Annotated in this window: 18 protein-coding genes and 1 riboswitch; of the genes, 2 read left to right on the plus strand and 16 right to left on the minus strand. The window is 44.4% G+C overall.

Features of this window, described 5'->3' with window-relative positions:
- Positions 1 to 40: 40 nt before the first annotated feature.
- Together BM358_RS11860 and BM358_RS11865 are read right to left on the minus strand one after the other, a co-directional pair.
- Positions 41 to 1,657: an ABC transporter substrate-binding protein gene (locus BM358_RS11860; RefSeq protein WP_049828432.1), complete on the minus strand. Its 1,617-nt coding sequence runs from the start codon at positions 1,655 to 1,657 to the stop codon at positions 41 to 43.
- A gap of 284 nt (positions 1,658 to 1,941) precedes the next feature.
- Positions 1,942 to 2,451 (minus strand): GNAT family N-acetyltransferase, encoded by a 510-nt coding sequence (locus BM358_RS11865; protein WP_028541692.1) that lies wholly within the window; start codon positions 2,449 to 2,451, stop codon positions 1,942 to 1,944.
- A gap of 116 nt (positions 2,452 to 2,567) precedes the next feature.
- Here BM358_RS11865 and xerS point away from each other — a divergent pair, with 116 nt between their 5' ends.
- Positions 2,568 to 3,668, plus strand: a complete 1,101-nt coding sequence (xerS, locus tag BM358_RS11870) for a tyrosine recombinase XerS (RefSeq protein WP_023988943.1) — start codon at positions 2,568 to 2,570, stop codon at positions 3,666 to 3,668.
- 4 nt (positions 3,669 to 3,672) lie between these two features.
- On the opposite strand, the gene mobB is transcribed toward xerS, so the two are convergent.
- The 11 genes from mobB to BM358_RS11920 form a co-directional block, all read right to left on the minus strand.
- Entirely contained in the window at positions 3,673 to 4,221 is a 549-nt protein-coding gene (gene mobB / locus BM358_RS11875) for a molybdopterin-guanine dinucleotide biosynthesis protein B (protein WP_028541693.1), read from the minus strand.
- Complete coding sequence (gene glp / locus BM358_RS11880) at positions 4,218 to 5,495, minus strand: molybdopterin molybdotransferase MoeA (RefSeq protein WP_028541694.1); 1,278 nt, start codon at positions 5,493 to 5,495, stop codon at positions 4,218 to 4,220. Before glp ends, mobB begins: the two co-directional genes overlap by 4 nt.
- Positions 5,496 to 5,861: 366 nt before the next feature.
- Positions 5,862 to 5,993, minus strand: a complete 132-nt coding sequence (locus BM358_RS26865) for a hypothetical protein (protein WP_256026492.1) — start codon at positions 5,991 to 5,993, stop codon at positions 5,862 to 5,864.
- Positions 5,966 to 6,514 carry an accessory gene regulator ArgB-like protein gene (locus tag BM358_RS11885; protein WP_071558668.1) on the minus strand — a complete coding sequence of 183 codons (549 nt, stop codon included), beginning with the start codon at positions 6,512 to 6,514 and terminating at the stop codon, positions 5,966 to 5,968. The genes BM358_RS26865 and BM358_RS11885 overlap by 28 nt, the downstream gene beginning before the upstream one ends.
- The gene (locus tag BM358_RS11890) at positions 6,465 to 7,178 is read right to left on the minus strand and encodes a hypothetical protein (RefSeq protein ID WP_013310481.1); all 714 of its coding nucleotides are present in this window, start codon (positions 7,176 to 7,178) and stop codon (positions 6,465 to 6,467) included. Before BM358_RS11890 ends, BM358_RS11885 begins: the two co-directional genes overlap by 50 nt.
- 192 nt (positions 7,179 to 7,370) lie before the next feature.
- A complete protein-coding gene (locus BM358_RS11895) occupies positions 7,371 to 7,823 on the minus strand; it encodes an SRPBCC family protein (protein WP_028541695.1) in 453 nt (150 codons plus the stop codon).
- Positions 7,824 to 8,009: 186 nt separating this feature from the next.
- Positions 8,010 to 8,765 carry a DUF4247 domain-containing protein gene (locus tag BM358_RS11900; protein ID WP_028541696.1) on the minus strand — a complete coding sequence of 252 codons (756 nt, stop codon included), beginning with the start codon at positions 8,763 to 8,765 and terminating at the stop codon, positions 8,010 to 8,012.
- A gap of 13 nt (positions 8,766 to 8,778) precedes the next feature.
- Positions 8,779 to 9,285 carry a DUF4178 domain-containing protein gene (locus tag BM358_RS11905; RefSeq protein ID WP_028541697.1) on the minus strand — a complete coding sequence of 169 codons (507 nt, stop codon included), beginning with the start codon at positions 9,283 to 9,285 and terminating at the stop codon, positions 8,779 to 8,781.
- Between the two features lie 24 nt (positions 9,286 to 9,309).
- Positions 9,310 to 9,717, minus strand: a complete 408-nt coding sequence (locus BM358_RS11910) for a DUF350 domain-containing protein (RefSeq protein ID WP_013310484.1) — start codon at positions 9,715 to 9,717, stop codon at positions 9,310 to 9,312.
- A 131-nt stretch (positions 9,718 to 9,848) separates the two neighbouring features.
- A complete protein-coding gene (locus tag BM358_RS11915) occupies positions 9,849 to 10,517 on the minus strand; it encodes a PspA/IM30 family protein (protein WP_013310486.1) in 669 nt (222 codons plus the stop codon).
- 87 nt (positions 10,518 to 10,604) lie between these two features.
- Entirely contained in the window at positions 10,605 to 11,627 is a 1,023-nt protein-coding gene (locus tag BM358_RS11920; protein WP_023988950.1) for an NADH:flavin oxidoreductase/NADH oxidase, read from the minus strand.
- 305 nt (positions 11,628 to 11,932) lie between these two features.
- On the opposite strand from BM358_RS11920, the gene BM358_RS11925 reads away from it, so the two are divergent.
- Entirely contained in the window at positions 11,933 to 12,739 is an 807-nt protein-coding gene (locus tag BM358_RS11925) for a polysaccharide deacetylase family protein (protein ID WP_028541698.1), read from the plus strand.
- 198 nt (positions 12,740 to 12,937) lie between these two features.
- Here BM358_RS11925 and BM358_RS11930 read toward each other — a convergent pair whose 3' ends face one another.
- The 3 genes from BM358_RS11930 to BM358_RS11940 all read right to left on the minus strand — a co-directional run bounded on the left by BM358_RS11930 (position 12,938) and on the right by BM358_RS11940 (position 16,188).
- Positions 12,938 to 13,606 carry a 3D domain-containing protein gene (locus tag BM358_RS11930; RefSeq protein ID WP_028541699.1) on the minus strand — a complete coding sequence of 223 codons (669 nt, stop codon included), beginning with the start codon at positions 13,604 to 13,606 and terminating at the stop codon, positions 12,938 to 12,940.
- A 6-nt stretch (positions 13,607 to 13,612) separates the two neighbouring features.
- Positions 13,613 to 13,781: riboswitch (cyclic di-AMP (ydaO/yuaA leader) on the minus strand.
- Between the two features lie 234 nt (positions 13,782 to 14,015).
- The gene (locus tag BM358_RS11935) at positions 14,016 to 14,738 is read right to left on the minus strand and encodes an amino acid ABC transporter ATP-binding protein (RefSeq protein ID WP_013310491.1); all 723 of its coding nucleotides are present in this window, start codon (positions 14,736 to 14,738) and stop codon (positions 14,016 to 14,018) included.
- Complete coding sequence (locus BM358_RS11940; RefSeq protein ID WP_023988953.1) at positions 14,725 to 16,188, minus strand: ABC transporter substrate-binding protein/permease; 1,464 nt, start codon at positions 16,186 to 16,188, stop codon at positions 14,725 to 14,727. Before BM358_RS11940 ends, BM358_RS11935 begins: the two co-directional genes overlap by 14 nt.
- Positions 16,189 to 16,285: the final 97 nt, after the last annotated feature.

Genomic DNA, 16,285 nt, shown 5'->3' on the forward strand with positions numbered 1-16,285 from the left:
CCTTCCTTACTGGATGGTCCCCAGAAATTATTTAGCAATACTATTTTTGAATACGCACATCGTTAAAGAGCGGATAACCCACTAAATCGAATTTGAGACCCTGCACTGACTTGGCTGCTCCAACCGTATAAGGGAAAACATAAATCGGAATGATGACGGCCTGATCACGTATTAGCTGTTGCACCTTTTTATAAATCTCCTCCCGCTTGGCATCGTCCTGTTCAATAGCTCCCTGCTCCAACAGCTTGTCGACCTCTGGATTGGAGAAGTTAGGAAGTGTAGGCCGCTGATTTGGTGCCGCTGTGTGGTAAAAAGCATATAAAGCGTTCGGGTCCACATTGACCTGGCTATTTCCGTAGAAATCATAGTTTCCGTTCGTATATACAACTGTTGCAATATCCTTGGTAATTTCAATCTTCACATCAACACCGATTTTCTTCAGCTGCTGCTGAATAATGGCTGCAATGTCGTTCCGTTTTTCACGGTTCGGTGTGCCGTCTACATAATGCAGCGTAAGACGTTGTCCATCCTTCACCCGGAAACCATCCGTTCCCTTAACCCACCCCAACTCATCCAGTAACTGATTGGCCTTGTTAAGATCAGGCTGTAAACCGTTTTCCAGTGATTTATCATATCCAAAAATACCTGGAGTGAGTGGCGACCAAGCCTGTTCATAAGTTCCTAGATACAGCGTTTTGACGACCGTCCCCACATCAATACCATATTGTAATGCCTGCCTCGCCTTTAATTCATTCCACGGTGTCTTCTTTTGGTTAATGAACAGCGTATATGGCAGTCCTAGGGTATTGACCTGCAACAATTGGAAATTAGGGTCACTCTTCAACGTTAAAATGTTCTGCGGTGGGACGGTTTCAGCGGCCAAAGCCTGCCCACTCTGCACACTGCCGATCCGGGTCGCCTCCTCCGGAACAATTTTAAAGGTCACGCTGTCCAAATACGGTGCTCCCTGATTCTCAATAGTTTCCGGTGCCCATTTGTAATCCGGGTTACGTTCGATTTTGATTTCTGCATTTTCGTCCCATTTTACAAACTTAAAGGGCCCTGTACCCACTGGATGCTTACCGAATTGATCTCCATATTTTTTAACTCCTGCCGGTGAAACAATGGCTACTGCCGGAACACTTAAATTGCTCAAAAAAGCCTGCGATGGTCGTTTCAGATTCAATTTAATCGTGTATTCGTCAATCACCTGTGAGGATTCATAGGGAGCCAGCAAGTTAGCGGCATTACCTACTACGGCTTGCGGATCAATAATTCGATCATAGCTAAATTTAACGGCTTCCGCATTGAACGGGGTTCCGTCATGGAACTTAACATCCTTGCGCAGCTTGAATGTATAGCTTTTGCCATCCTCGGAAACGCTCCATTCGGTTGCCAGCCAAGGCTTAATCGTATTGTCTGGTAGCTTTACCACCAAGTTATCGAATATCGCACGATATACCCGAGATGCTACTGCCAATCCACTCTTATGCGGGTCCAGTGAATCCGGCGATGTTGCCAGTGCATAGGTAAGATCTCCACCTTCTGCAGCTTGCCCGCCTCCCGCTGCATTCGCCTCAGTATTCGTAGAATTGGCCCCGCTATTACCCGAGCATGCCGATAAGACCAGCACCATCGACAGGGTTAAAGCTACCATTTTTGCAAATCGACTTGTTCGTTTCACCTAAAAACACTCTCCGATCTGATGGGTGATGTTATGATTACATTGCATTTTTGGAGCCGATGTTTCATTGTTGATAATTCCAATGAGATATATATGAATTATGTTAATAACTGTATACCTGCGTTTTTATAGTGTCAATGCAGGTTCTAATTGGAATGCTCTATAGATGGATAGAAGACTTGAATTGACAACAAAAAAGAGCCGATAGGATACTCTCCCCGACTCTTTTTCATTACTTACTTTCTATTTCGAATTTTTCAGGTATTGAAAAACTGACTGATATTCCCTCTTATCGGATGTGTCTGTTCCCTGTACTCACCTTTCGTATAGCTTCCAATCACCTTACGCCAAAAGGACTGTGCCGGCCTATTCGTGCTCATTTGGGTCACCTTCCAACGTCCGTTAAAACGTCCAAACAGCTCATGAGCCGCCCAAGTCCCAACCCCATTATGCCGATAAGGACGAAGTACAAAGAACTCAGCCATGTAATAGTCAGCTTCTCGATTGCTGGACATTCGGTCAACGAGTGCAAAACCCACAGGAATATCCTGTCTCCAAATCAGAAAAGGTAGCTTCTGTTCACCGCTCGTCCAATATTGATACAAGTCTGGATAAGCCGGGAATGTCCCCTTCTCAGTGACATCAATTCGAAGATAGGCTGTAAAATCATATAAATAAAATTGCATGAGCTGTACAATAATGTCCTTTTGCGACTCCGGTACACTCTTAATAGACAGCTTCAGTTCCGATTTGATATTATACCCCATACTTTCACCTCTCTTGGCGGTTCAATCTGTTCTTTAACTTCGAATTACATCCCATCCAGTGCTGTTCAAAATATGCTAAAATACATATATATTATGACCGGACGAGGTGGAACTCAATGAATATACAAAAGATCATCGACCGGCGCAAACTAGATGAAAAAATGCCGGGATTACCATGGTACGTGCAGCAATTTATGGATTATAAGCTGCCCGACCTGTCCCCTTCCACATTACTAGAATATGTGCGGGATTACGAAGCTTTCTTTTCATGGCTTCGCGCGGAAGGCTTGTCCACCGGAGAAACGAATGCCCAAGTTACACTGGAAGAGTTGGAGACACTTCATATGGACAGTATTACAGGCTTTCGATTATTCCTGTCTACTAAGCGCGAAGGCTCCAACTCCCGTATTACCATTTCACGTAAGCTATCGTCTCTGCGTTCGCTTTTTCATTATTTAAGTCAGATCGCTGAGGATGAAAATTTTTATCCGTTGCTCAAACGCAACATTATGGCTAAGGTCGAAATCAAGCGTATACATAAACCCAAGGATACGGCGGCTAAGCTTAAAGGTAAAATACTGGAAGAGGAAGAACTGCTTGAATTCATCGGTTATATTTATGAAGGCTATGGTCAAGATTTGGCCGATAACAAGCAGGCTTTATACTCCTATGAACTAAATAAGGAACGGGATGCCTGCATCGCCAGCCTCATTCTGAACTCAGGCCTGCGCGTATCTGAAATCGTCAATCTGAATCTGGACGATTTAGACATAAACAATAAACTATTATATGTGTACCGCAAAGGCAATAACGACGAAACCTTTAAAACGCCGGTGTATTTCCGCGAGCAATCCAAAGATGATCTCGTACTTTATTTGTCCCTGAGACATACCCGTTACCGCGCTCCAAAAAAAGAAAAGGCTCTCTTTGTCACACGTCCTAACGGCAGTACAGAAGGCAAACGAATGACCAAAAGAGCGATTCAGGCAATGATCATTAAGTACGCCAAACGGTTCGGCAAGCCTTACCTTACCGTGCATAAGCTTCGTCATTCCTTTGCTACTGACTATTATTTACAAAATGATATTTACAAAACAAAGGAACAGCTGGGGCACGCTTCGACAGAAACAACAGAAGTGTATGCTCACCTGACTGACAAAACCATGTCTCAGGCGATCGAACGGCGGGTAGAGACTCTAACCGACTCAGCCGATTGATGTCTCACCCCTGCTCATTCCTCATTCCTTCTATCTGCTTTTGAATCTGTTCGAGTAGCCAGCGGCCTGCGGGTCCGTTGGCCTCGGCAGGAAATATCTGTATCATTTCATCTGAGTAGTGACCTTGAGCCCAATCCATTTGATGCTCCCAAACCGCTACTCCCTGTACATTTGTCAGCTTATCGGTAAGCTGAGCATCCGATTGTTCCCGCACCATGACCAGCTTCGGATAATCCTCTTGCTTGAAGCCTTCTAGCAACACACAATCATAGGCCTGAAAATGCCGGATCAGTCCGGTGACAGGCTGACTATTCTCCTCTAAAATGGCTGTTCTTCCAGCCGAAACAATAGCTATGCCTTCAGCACCCGCCTGTCGGTGCTTGAACGTATCTGTACCCTCATGATCCATTTCAAATTCATGTCCATCATGCTTAATCACTGCTACGCGTAGACCTGACTTCTGCACATAACGAATCAATCCTCCGAGAAAGGTCGTTTTTCCCGTATTTTTGAATCCGACGATTTGACATACAAATGGATGTTTCGTATTCACGTCACCTGTCCACCTTGTAACACCAGTACACGCACCTCTTCACCTTCGCGTAATCCTTCTGTTGTGGGAGGAATCACGATCAGACAGTCGCTGTCCTTAATGGTCACCATGACACTGGATTCATCTACTCGCGCAGGAATCGCGTATACTTGTCCACCACGTATCTCCAGAGAGCTGCGTACAAAGCGTGTATAGTTGTTTACCTTCGTATAATCTGCGCCTAACTTCGCCGTCCAGGTTTGTAAATATGGATGTGCCGAAGATAACATCATTTGGATCGTCGGCCGTACAAACAGCTCACAGCCTACAAAGCACGCACCGGGGTTGCCTGAAAGCGCAAATAACAGCTTGCCGTCAATTACTGCGGCTGTGGTCACACTTCCTGGACGCATCGTAACCTTGTTGAACAGCATATTCACATCTTCTTGTCGTACCAGATCACCCATAATATCAAAATCCCCCACCGATACTCCTCCACTCGTGACCACGATATCATAGGCATCTATCGCTTCACGTACAGAAGTACGGGCAAGGCTCAAATCATCATGAATGGCTTGTAAAATAAACGGCTCTCCTCCTGCCTCTCTAATTTGAGAAGCCAACATATATGTATTACTGTTTCGAATTTTCCCCGGTTGTAACGGCTCATCCACTGCAAGTAATTCCGATCCTGTAGAAAATACGGCCACCCTTGGCTTCCTGTAAACAGGTACCCGGTGTACTCCAAAAGTAGCCAGTACCGAGATGTGCCCTGCTCCCAGGCAGGTTCCCTTACTAAGCAAAAGCCGACCTTCCTGAATCTCATGACCAATCTGTGTCACATTTTTGCCAACTTCTATACGCTTCTTCAAGCCGACATATGTCTGTGCGTTTTCCTCACGCAGCTGTGTCGCTTCCAGCATGACAACCGTGTCCGCTCCTTCAGGTAATTGCGCTCCTGTCATGATGCGGGCAGCCATTCCAGTCTCCACCCGCTTGTCCGATACGGTGCCACATGGAATTTCATCAATCACATGTAGCCAGATTTCCTGACCGGATGAGCACACTTCGGTGTCCGAGCCTAGGATCGCATAACCGTCCATACCTGACCGACGAAAACGGGGATACGGGTGTGGTGCGGTCAAATCCATCGCCAAATAACGTCCATGCGCCTGCTCCAGCTCTACGTCTTCCCTTTCACCCTGTTTAACATAGCTAGCTATCCTGCTTTGTGCCTCTTCCACCTGAACTGCTTTACGCTGGAATTTTTCTGCGTTTAATGATGTATGATTCATAATCTCACTCCGTTCTTCTAAAATGCCCTCTTTCTGTTATAACGCTAAAACCGTTATCTGGCAAATCGGGAGGGGGTGTTTAGATCTTCGACTTCGGTTGCTTTTACCCCTATTGACAGTCTAAGTATGTATGGCAATAAAAATAACCCGTGAATTCTACGGGTCATTTCTATAACTTTTTAAGTGCTTTAAGCTTATTATGAGACATAGAGCAAGTGAAGTCAGATTCTTCGAATCGTACCTCCAAATGCGTTAGACTCGATCTCACAAAACCAAGTCGTGATAGCTGAAAAGCTTCCTTGCAAGTCTGTGCGGTTAGCCCGATCGTATAAAAGCAATGCCCCAAATTGAAAACGCGGTACTTCATCAGTTCTTTTCATTTTTCTTAAGCTCAGCCGGTATCGGTTTAGCACCAAATACTGTTTTTTCATTTTTGGTAGATTCGTTAGCGTATTTTCCCAGTCTTATATTTAAAACTCTCGCCAATCTCTTATCCATTTTCGTTCACCTCCTTTCCATAAAGGAAGAATGCTGAATGCTTGAATAGCTAAAGCTAAGCATATTATGTGGGACTGTATAAAAAAATTCACTGCGCAAACCAAAACACATACCGTTTTATAATATTTGTGGTTATTGGTCTTATGAATATAAATAAAATGATTGGGTGCATAAACTAAAAACACTAATATTGAACAAGCATTAATAATTGAAATTGTAGATAAATTTAAAGAGACGAAGGGTATAGTTACACATATTACCGTTGTAAAACAGACACAAAATGTAAGATTGCTGAAGTGTGCCCCTCCTGAAAATCTTCTTACAAACATGATAGTAACCAGAGCAAATAACGATCCCCAAAAATGCCCGGTCATCCAAGCGATAACCGCAACCATTAGTATTGATGATACTTCGGTAATTTTTATACCAAGCGCATACTCCATCACTTCTACACTTGTTGGACCATCAGGATCAGCTTTTTTTATTTCCGTTGCGATGTACCTTGATAGCGCTTCTAGCACCCTCGTAATCTCCTCTCTCTGAAAAGAAATACGACAAGCCGAAAGTAAGCAATGAAATGGATAGTAATCCTATGGTATTTGAGCTATAGAGCATATACAAAGTAATAAAAATGGTGGCAGCTGATATTAGAGCACCTAGAATCAACAGCTTATTTAGGGACGATAAGTAATTTTCAGCTCTTAAAAAATCATGTGGAGGCTGAATTATAAACGAGAATCCAAAGTTATATTTTCCCATCACAAAAGAAATAAAGTACGCAATAATAATAGAAGATAACTGAATAACGTAAATAGAAGAGCCAGAAGTATCATTAATAACACCTGGTTCTGCTACGCCGAAAAAATTCGCAAACAGAAATACAAATAGTTGTAGGTTAATGTAGGCCGTTAGACCAGAACCAGCAGAAAAAGCTGCTAAATGGGTTTTGATCCCTAAACCGAATCTAAAAAAGATAACCATTAACAAATACTGAAGCGGCAAATCTAATTTAGGCAAGCCTATAACTTCCCTCATTAGAAAGGAAAACAAAGCTATGCCAATTGCATAAAATAATATTTTTCTACGATATTCCCTCACGGGAAGCATATAAAGCTTTAAGACCAAAATAACAGCGGCCAAAGCATCGAATACACCAAGTAATATATATAAAAAAGCAGATAACACAGATACACCATCCTCTTATTTCGCCTGTTGTAATTGTATATTTTACTATTAGATGTGGCAATGAAATAATCTAGTAAACTGGTAATATTTGTTTTTATGTAAGGTAAATATTTATTTTTGTCATCAAAAAATATAAAAAGAACGATTTTAAAATCGTCCTCTTGTTGCAGTTTTAGCCTGGAACCTTCTGAATTATCTATCTGGCATCATCCTTTTGTCGAGCTGCTCAAGTACAAGCGGCCAAGCCTGCTCATGTTGATTTCTTGAATTCTCGTCTGGTAAACCTGCATGCGTTAAGTAAAGATGCGTGCCATTACCGCGAGGTTTAAGCTCAACAGTGAGAACTGTTTCAGCTCCCTTGGTACCGCCTTCGCCAGTAATCCAAGTCAGCTCGATCAGTCGGTTTTGCTCAAGTCTTAGAAATCTTCCGTAATGTGGATGACGCTTCCCCTCAAAATGCGTTTCGAAAAAGAAGGTCGAGTTCACTTTAGCCTCCATTAATACTGATCCTGGGGCTGCAAACCAACTGTCAAACTGCTTCGTCCAAGCCTGATACAGGACATTCGGAGAACACTCCATTTTTCGTTCCACCATTAGATTAAATGGTCTTTGTGAAAGATCTGGCCAAGAAATAGATAGTACCATTTAATTTTCAATCCCTTCAATCAAACAAAGTTTTGATTATCTCTACATTATTATATCCATAAAAGTGTAGGTTTGGCTGTGCCGCTAGATGATCACCAACGTCATCTCTAAAAATAAAAAAAGGAACTGTGCATCAGTACCACAGTTCCGCGAATCTTTTGTTTTCAAATAAATTGACGATACCCATTATCGTCGACTTCGTCGGCTGATTTTACCTGAACCGCTACGTGTTTTGGGCTTACTATAAGATCTACGCGGCGAATCAAATATGCTGGAACCGTCGCTGTCGCTCCGGTCACGTGAAATCGAGCCTCTGCTCGGTGAACTGCTGGACCCTCTGTCAAACAAACTTCCGCTTGATCCAACGCTAGAATCCGAGTTCTTTCCTCTACGGGTAACCGAACCTTTCCGCTCCACCGTAATCGGCGGAATTGCCTTTTTCTCCTGCACTGTAGGAGCACGATATTGGCCCTGAGAAGGTCGGTATACATCTCTGCTGGAGTAGCCTCGATAGGAGCCTGAACCACGCAACGAATCAAACAGAGCATCTAGTACAGTTGCGGTTAAGTATCCTTTTAGAAAGCTTGAACTGTAATTTTGTTCGACATACTTTTTACTGTCAATTTCAATGAGTGTATCTTCCTTCTTAGCTGGATCTTGCTGCAAATGGTACCACTCATCGCTATATACCAGAAACATCCGCTCATTGCTCTGCGGTGACATTTGTTCCGGTGTACGCTGTTCTTTCAATTCCTCCGCTACTTCCGGGACTGTCTTGCCAGCTGCCCGGTATACATACGAGGTCGAGTTTCCGCTGCCACTAACCGATTCCAGCGGATACGTATCTTTTACACTTGGCGCGCCGCAGCCGCTTAACACGGATACGAACAAGCTCAGCGCCACAATGACCTTTAATGCATACTGCCAGGTGCGTTTGCTCATGTGTAACCCTCTCCTAGCTTGCCCGAATAACCTTGACGTCTCCGGTAATCACTTCTTCTCCTTCATAAAGCATAAAGCGACCGTCCTGCCACTCTACTCGCAACAGATGGTAATCATCAGACTGGTACTGCCACACATGCTGCTCTCCACCCTGTCGGAAAGGAGCACGGGCCATGACGGTAACATGCCCAGAATACTGCTCCTCCAAATGATACGTTGTATCATCCAACTCTAAAATGGTCGGCACTTCCTCAGGGTTGTCAAGTCTGCCGTCGATGGCCTGATATAGTCCAAATTGCAGTGTTTCCCGTTCCTCAATATGAAGATAACTGACTTGATTACCATCCTGAAGCGTCAAAACAACGGCATTCCGGGCACGATTATGTACACGACCTACCACTTCATAGGTGACAAGCGACACTTCACAGATATCACCTGGATTTAAGTGAAGCATGCTTTTCTCTGCTTTCGGCGGCTCCGGCTTAGCAAATAGATTTGAAATTCGTTTCCACACACTCATGGTTATATTCCTGCCTTTCTTAGCCTAGAAGCATGCTGTAATGATCAAGGCGCCAACCAGATGCAGCGCTCCTGAAAACAGACCGAAACCAATTTTACCTTCCTGTGTCCCTTTATCCAGATCAAACTGAGCCCAGTACCGCAACAGCAGACGTACAATAACTTCCAAAACAAGCAGGATGACAAAAGCAATCACAGAATACACAAGCGCTTCGAGCAAATTATTAGCTGTAGCGATAGAGCCTGACAAGATATAGCCTTGTGCAACTAACTTCATAATCATTCGTACCGTTACGGCCATATTTCCAGCCTTCACTTCGGCAAAATCCTTATACTTCGTAAATAAAGAGTCGACATACATTAATGCGAAGATCAAAATAGCCCCCGCACCAGTCCATACAAGCATTGCTTTCATCGTTTCTAAAAAATGCATTTCATACCATCCTCCACATCTTCTTGACCTTCATATAATGTTTTACGCCTCCAGGCAGGGAAAAGCGAAGGAGAAAACGTTTCTCCTTCGCTTCCTGAGCAATCACCCTTGGCGGCACTGCTAAAATGTTCTTATTTATTTTCGTATTGCTTCAACAAGGCGGCAAGCTCATCGTCCACGGCGCTTTTCTTATCCAGCTCTTTGAACTCCTCATCCAACGATTTTTCCTTAGAAGACATTTCGTTGCTCGCTTCGGCACGTGCTTCTGCTTGCAGCATTTTTTCTTCCATACGCTTCAATCCGGCAGTTGCCGTATCAGAGCTAAAACCGTTCATAGCTTTGTTAATTTCAGTTTGCGCTTTAGCTGCATTATAACGGGCAACCAGTGTCTCGCGCTTGTTTTTCATTTCTGTCAGCTGTCTGCGCATTTCATCCAGCTTGCCACGCAGGTTATCGGCTGCAGCTTTGTTCTGTTCGTAACCAGCTTTGAACTCATTCATTTTTTGTTCAGCAGATTTCTTTTCTTCCAGCGCGCGACGAGCCAGATCTACATTTTGTGCTTTTGCAGCGGTATGTGCCTGTTCTTCGCGTTTCTTTACCAAAGCAGCCTGTTCTTCGTATTGCTGTTTGAATCTCTTTTCAATAGCAATTTGAGCGGCTACCGCTTTCTCTGCATCTTCCAGGTCCTCTTGCATATCACGAATGTATTGATCCGTCATTTTAATTGGATCTTCTGCCTTGTCAATAATGGCGTTAATGTTGGACATCGTAAGATCTCTTAAGCGTTTGAAAATAGACATGTGAAGTTCCTCCTAGAGTTGAATGCTTAAATTTTAAGCTCTGTACACATGTTTACGCAAGCTTTGCAAAGAGGGTTTCAAAAATATCTAAAAGCCGCGCAAATAAGGCTCTGGGATGTCGGCCTGTACTTTTAGCTCCCGCGATGCATGCAGCGCCCAATAGGGATCACGCAGCATGGCACGGCCTATTGCTACCAGATCAGCTTCTTTCTGCTGAACAACCCGACGGGCGTCCTCATAATCATCCAGTAAGCCAACAGCAATTACAGGTACATTCAGCTTTTCACGGATGGTATGAGCCAAATCCACCTGATAGCCGGCACGCGCAGACGGGCCTCCGCCAGAACCAATCGGACCCTCACCACCAGAAGAGATATGGAAAATGTCCACACCCGCATCACGATATCGTTCCCCTACGCCTGTTATGTATTCCACATTATATCCATCCTCGACGTATTCTTTGGCAGATATCCGCATAAGCACAGGCATATCAGCAGGAAGAACCTCTTTAACAGCATGTATGACCTCAACACCGAACAGTGACAAATCCTGCCCATATTCATCTTCTCTGGCATTTGTTAAAGGCGAATGAAATTGATGGATCAGATATCCGTGAGCGCCATGTATCTCGACCGTGTCAAAACCTGCTTCCACCGCGCGGCGCGCGCCTTCTTTGTATGCCTGAACCAGTTCCCTGACTTCAGCTGTCTTTAAGGCGTGCGGCTCTTTAAAGCGTTCGCTAAAAGGAATCGAGGAAGGACCCACAGGTTGCTCAGCATCTTCAGCCTTGCGTCCAGCGTGGCCTAGTTGAATGCCAATTTTGGCACCATACTTGTGAACTTCCTCTACAATCTTACGATATGCAGGAATATGTTCGTCACTCCAAATACCCAAATCACGATCTGTAATACGTCCATCTGGATGGACCGCTGTCATTTCCACAATAATAAGTCCAGTGCCTCCTACTGCCCGGCTCACATAATGGACATGATGCCAATCCGTTGGATTTCCGTCCTTGGCCTCCACGCTGTATTGGCACATCGGGGGCATGACAATCCGATTTTTTAAAGAAAGCCCCTTTAATTGATAAGGAGTAAACAAGTCGGTCACTTTTATCCATCCTTCCTTCAATTCCATGTCTGTATAATTATGAATTGCATCCCCATTATACACCAGCTGTCACGGTATACCGAATTCGTTGTAAGGCTAAAACTTGCGAAAATGCTCCTGTTTTCGGTCATGTTTAAGAGAATATGTACGTTTAGCTCCATCATCTTCATTGATAATCGTTTCATCGTGGACTTCTTTCCAGTCGTTTATGAGCCGAACTTGGTAACCAGCATATTTTTAATAGGACAGGTACATAATAGTCGAGAGCACCACTAGGTATCACTGCACGGAAAGGGGGGATACATATGCCGTACAGGGGAGTGTTGCCAGGCTTGGCACTGTTACTAGCATTTTCAAGTTTACCCGTTCACGCGGATGCGCCTCCCAACATCGGAACGCCCCATCCCAAGGAAGCAACTGTTGCTTCTTCTGTACAACAGAGCATAGATCGAGCAACTCCTACATTAGCAATGCTGCGAAAAAAACATGCGGACATTTTTAAAATGTGCGGCCCACACACCCGCCAAATTGCCCTAACCTTTGATGATGTGCCCGATTCTAGGTATACGCCGCAGGTTTTGGACGTATTACACGCCAACGGCATCAAAGCTACATTTTTCATCGTCGGTCACCGTGCGGAAAAGCATCCTGGGATCATACGCCGTATTATCCGTGAAGGCCATGCTATAGGAAACCATTCCTATACTCATCCGGATTTTAGGAAGGCCACACCAGAACGCTTTCGCAACCAGATTACAAAAACAGAACGTATTTTACAAGCCAGCGCAGGTTTTCGCCCCAAGTTGATTCGTCCACCCTACGGTGAAATCACGGAGCCTCAAATCCAGTGGGCACGTCGTCATGGCTACATGATTGTCAATTGGAATGTAGACTCTCTCGACTGGAAGGGACTAAGTAAAACACAAATTCAGCGCAATGTGATCCCAGCTACTGGGCCTGGCTCTATTATTTTAATGCACGCAGGTGGAGGTCAAAGTTCCAACTTGCAAGGCACTGTTCAAGCTCTGCCGGGTCTAATTCACTCTCTAAAAGCTAAGGGCTACAAATTTGTCACAGTCCCCCGGCTACTCCACACATCGGAACAGAAATAACCATATGTTTAGGATTGAGCTACAAGCTAAAGCAACGTAAAAAGGCTGTCTTACCAGCAGAATTTTTCTGCTCGTCAAGACAGCCTTTTTTATGGATAGGACCTGATAAGAGTCTGACCTAGTTATATGCGGTAGGATACAGGCATTAAGTTTACATAATATATATTATGTTTAATTAAACCGTATATAGGTATAATGCTATTTATCAATAACGTACAACTTCACATTTTGAAATCCAAAGTCGTTCACAAATGATTTGTTGCCAGGAATAAAGATATCAATCCGTTTTCCTGTAATGGCGCTGCCCTGATCGCGAGCGACAGCTACAAAAGAATGATCCGGCAAACCTGGGTGGGAATAGCCTGTAACCAGCACTTTCGTGCCCATCGGAATGACGTTCGGGTCTACCGCAATTGTACCTAGTTTAAGCGGATTACCGTAGTAGTCCACTGCTCCCCATTTACCATTCTCATCGGCTGCGGCAGAATACGCAGAAGCCTTAACGTCAACTATTTTGCTATAGTTGAATGTTTTGCCCCACGCTTCAATCGTTGGCCCCTCATTCGCTGGTGCTTTCTCCGTAAGAAGCTGCGGCTTCGAATCCGAAGCTGCCTTCACACTTTTTTCACCAGGTACCTTAATTTGCAGACCTGCATATATATTGTTGGAGGCAATGTTTGGGTTTGCCTGCGTTAGCTCTTCTACCGATACTCCATAACGTTGAGCAAGCAAAAAGAAGGTATCGCCCTCTTTGGCAGTGTGAAGCGAAGCAGCATCGGCTATTCCAGCTGTCTGTGCCAGCCCTGCAATAGCTGCGGCAAGTACCGCAAATTTCATCGTTTTACCAATATGTTTTAGATGTTTCAAAGATATGTACCTCCTCTGTTATGCCTGCGAAGTTAGCTGTCGGATTCGGACTCAGGAGAAGCCCTATGCTTATGCAATTCACCCCTAGGCATATTCCATATCGTCTTATGACGTTTCGGAAAGACTGCCGTTGTTACGTCCCCCGCACTTCCCATAGTTTGGGCCCAGCATTCAGCGTTTGTCATAATCGCATGCTGTCCCGGTAAGTTTTGGCTTACTGCATAATATCACAATTTTGTAACCTTATCTGCATGAAAATGTTGGGAACCTTGAACATCATACTATACTCGTTACAATTTTGTCACCAAGAAATCGATATTTGTTACGAAAATATGGTGAAATGGTGACAAAAAAAGAAAAAGCCCTCCGTCAAACGGAGGGCTTTTTTATAGCTCATATCAGCACTTTCTTACAATACTTTGGCAAGAAAATCACGGGTGCGATCATGGCTTGGAGTACCAAATACCTGCTCTGGTGTACCTTGTTCCACAATTTGACCGTTATCCATAAAGATGATTCGATCGCCTACCTCGCGGGCAAAGCCCATTTCATGCGTCACGATTACCATGGTCATGCCGCCTTCGGCGAGCTTCTTCATTACATCCAGAACCTCTCCAACCATTTCAGGGTCCAATGCAGAAGTCGGCTCATCGAACAGCATTACGTGCGGCTGCATGGCCAAAGCACGCGCAATCGCAATACGTTGCTTCTGACCACCGGATAGCTGGTTCGGATAGGTATTCTTCTTATCCTCAAGCCCTACGGTACGCAGGAGTTCTAGCGCAATTTTTTCCGCTTCCTTCCCTGACTGTCTTCTAACCTGCGTTGGTGCAAGCGTCAGGTTCTGCAACACTGTTTTATGCGGGAACAGATTAAAATGCTGGAACACCATCCCCATCTTCTCCCGGGTTACATTAATATTATGACCACGAGCTGTAATCGGCTCGCCCTCAAACAAAATCTCCCCGTCCGTAGGCTGTTCTAGCAGATTCATACAACGCAAAAACGTACTCTTCCCCGAACCGCTGGGACCGATGATGACGACGACTTCACCTTTGGCGATATCTATATCAATGCCTTTTAAAATCTCATTCTTGCCGAACGATTTACGCAGTTGTTTAACGGTGATCACTGGCTCTCAACTTCCTTTCCCATAAACCCAGCAGCTTAGACAAGCTGAATGTCATTACAAAATAAATAGCGGCTGCGATTACGAACGGACTTAATCCTTCGTAGGTAATGTTCTTAATGACCTGGGCCTGATACATAATATCCACCATCCCAATGGTCGAAATAATGGATGATTCTTTAATGATCGTAATAAACTCATTACCGATAGCAGGCAAAATAGATTTAAACGCTTGCGGCAAAATGACATGACGCATAGCTTTGCCTCGTCCCATACCCAATGAACGGGCAGCCTCCATCTGTCCACGGTCTACTGCCTGGATACCTGCACGGAAAATTTCAGCCAGATATGCCGAGCTATTCAGAGACAATGTGATTATACCAGACTGGAGTGGAGTAAAATTGACACCCAGCGTCAAAGCAACCCCGTAGTGAATAATCATGAGTTGCACCAGCATAGGTGTGCCACGCAGTATCTCTACATAAGTGGTACCTAACCACTCAATGATGCGTACTCCACTCATACGTAGCAAGGATATGATCAGACCAATGATGAATCCGAACAGTACTCCGAGCGCAGACAGCAACAAGGTGTAGCCGATACCCGTAGCGTATAAACTGCGGTATTTCCAAAAAATATCTACAATGTTATTAGAAGAAACCTGACGATCCGCAGAAAGTGCACTCGCTTCCGTGGAAAACTTCTCAATCGACCCGTCTGCTTTCAGGCGAGCCAACGTTTTATTTACAGAAGCAAGCAATTCTGCATTCCCTTTACGGATACCTACAGCTGTTTCTGCTCCCGCATCCTCAGGCACAGCCTTGGCAAGGGTTACGGTACCGTCTAACGTGTATCCTTTAGCAACCGTATCTTCGATCACGACAGCGTTCACACGCTGGGTCCGCAGCTGGAGTACCAGGTCAGATATTTTATCCAGTGAAGTTACAGAGGCATTGGGCACTTTTTGAGCAATCTCTTCCTGAATACTTCCCTTTTGTGCTCCGATCTTCTCGCCTTTCAAAGCATCCATCGTCGGATATTTGTCTTTATCCTCTGGGCGTACCATGATGACTTGCTTGGAGCGATAGTATACATCCGAAAAATCAATACTCTTTCTGCGTTCATCCGTTGGTGTCATACCGGACAGTACCAAGTCTACACGACCACTTTGCAGAGCAGGCAGCAAAGAGTCAAAACTCATGTCTTCAGGGACCATCTCCGCATCCAAATCTTTGGCGATTTCCTTGGCGATATCCACATCGAACCCAACAATGGTATCCTTACCGTTAATGACTTTATGAAACTCATACGGCGGAAAGTCGGCACTCATGCCCACTACAAGTTTTTTCTGTGGCTTTGCTTCCGTTCCGTATGCATTGAGCATGGGAAGACCAGTCAACAGCAAGATAACCGCCGTCAAAACCAGGGCGGTAAAACGATATGCCTTTTTCAATCTTTTTTTCTCTCCTTAAATTCTTTATAATAAATAAGATTGTGTCATTATAAATGAATATGCATGATTATGCAATGAATGTTATAGTACAATTTCA

It is taken from the genome of Paenibacillus sp. cl130, from assembly GCF_900116035.1.
Taxonomy (GTDB): Bacteria; Bacillota; Bacilli; order Paenibacillales; family Paenibacillaceae; genus Paenibacillus; species Paenibacillus polymyxa_B.

Excerpts from the sequence above, each read along its gene's own strand:
- BM358_RS11860 (WP_049828432.1), bottom strand. The coding sequence starts at position 1,657 with ATGGTAGCTTTAACCCTGTCGATGGTGCTGGTCTTATCGGCATGCTCG.
- BM358_RS11865 (WP_028541692.1), bottom strand. The coding sequence starts at position 2,451 with ATGGGGTATAATATCAAATCGGAACTGAAGCTGTCTATTAAGAGTGTA.
- xerS (WP_023988943.1), top strand. The coding sequence starts at position 2,568 with ATGAATATACAAAAGATCATCGACCGGCGCAAACTAGATGAAAAAATG.
- glp (WP_028541694.1), bottom strand. The coding sequence starts at position 5,495 with ATGAATCATACATCATTAAACGCAGAAAAATTCCAGCGTAAAGCAGTT.
- BM358_RS26865 (WP_256026492.1), bottom strand. The coding sequence starts at position 5,993 with ATGGATAAGAGATTGGCGAGAGTTTTAAATATAAGACTGGGAAAATAC.
- BM358_RS11895 (WP_028541695.1), bottom strand. The coding sequence starts at position 7,823 with ATGGTACTATCTATTTCTTGGCCAGATCTTTCACAAAGACCATTTAAT.
- BM358_RS11900 (WP_028541696.1), bottom strand. The coding sequence starts at position 8,765 with ATGAGCAAACGCACCTGGCAGTATGCATTAAAGGTCATTGTGGCGCTG.
- BM358_RS11905 (WP_028541697.1), bottom strand. The coding sequence starts at position 9,285 with ATGAGTGTGTGGAAACGAATTTCAAATCTATTTGCTAAGCCGGAGCCG.
- BM358_RS11910 (WP_013310484.1), bottom strand. The coding sequence starts at position 9,717 with ATGCATTTTTTAGAAACGATGAAAGCAATGCTTGTATGGACTGGTGCG.
- BM358_RS11915 (WP_013310486.1), bottom strand. The coding sequence starts at position 10,517 with ATGTCTATTTTCAAACGCTTAAGAGATCTTACGATGTCCAACATTAAC.
- BM358_RS11925 (WP_028541698.1), top strand. The coding sequence starts at position 11,933 with ATGCCGTACAGGGGAGTGTTGCCAGGCTTGGCACTGTTACTAGCATTT.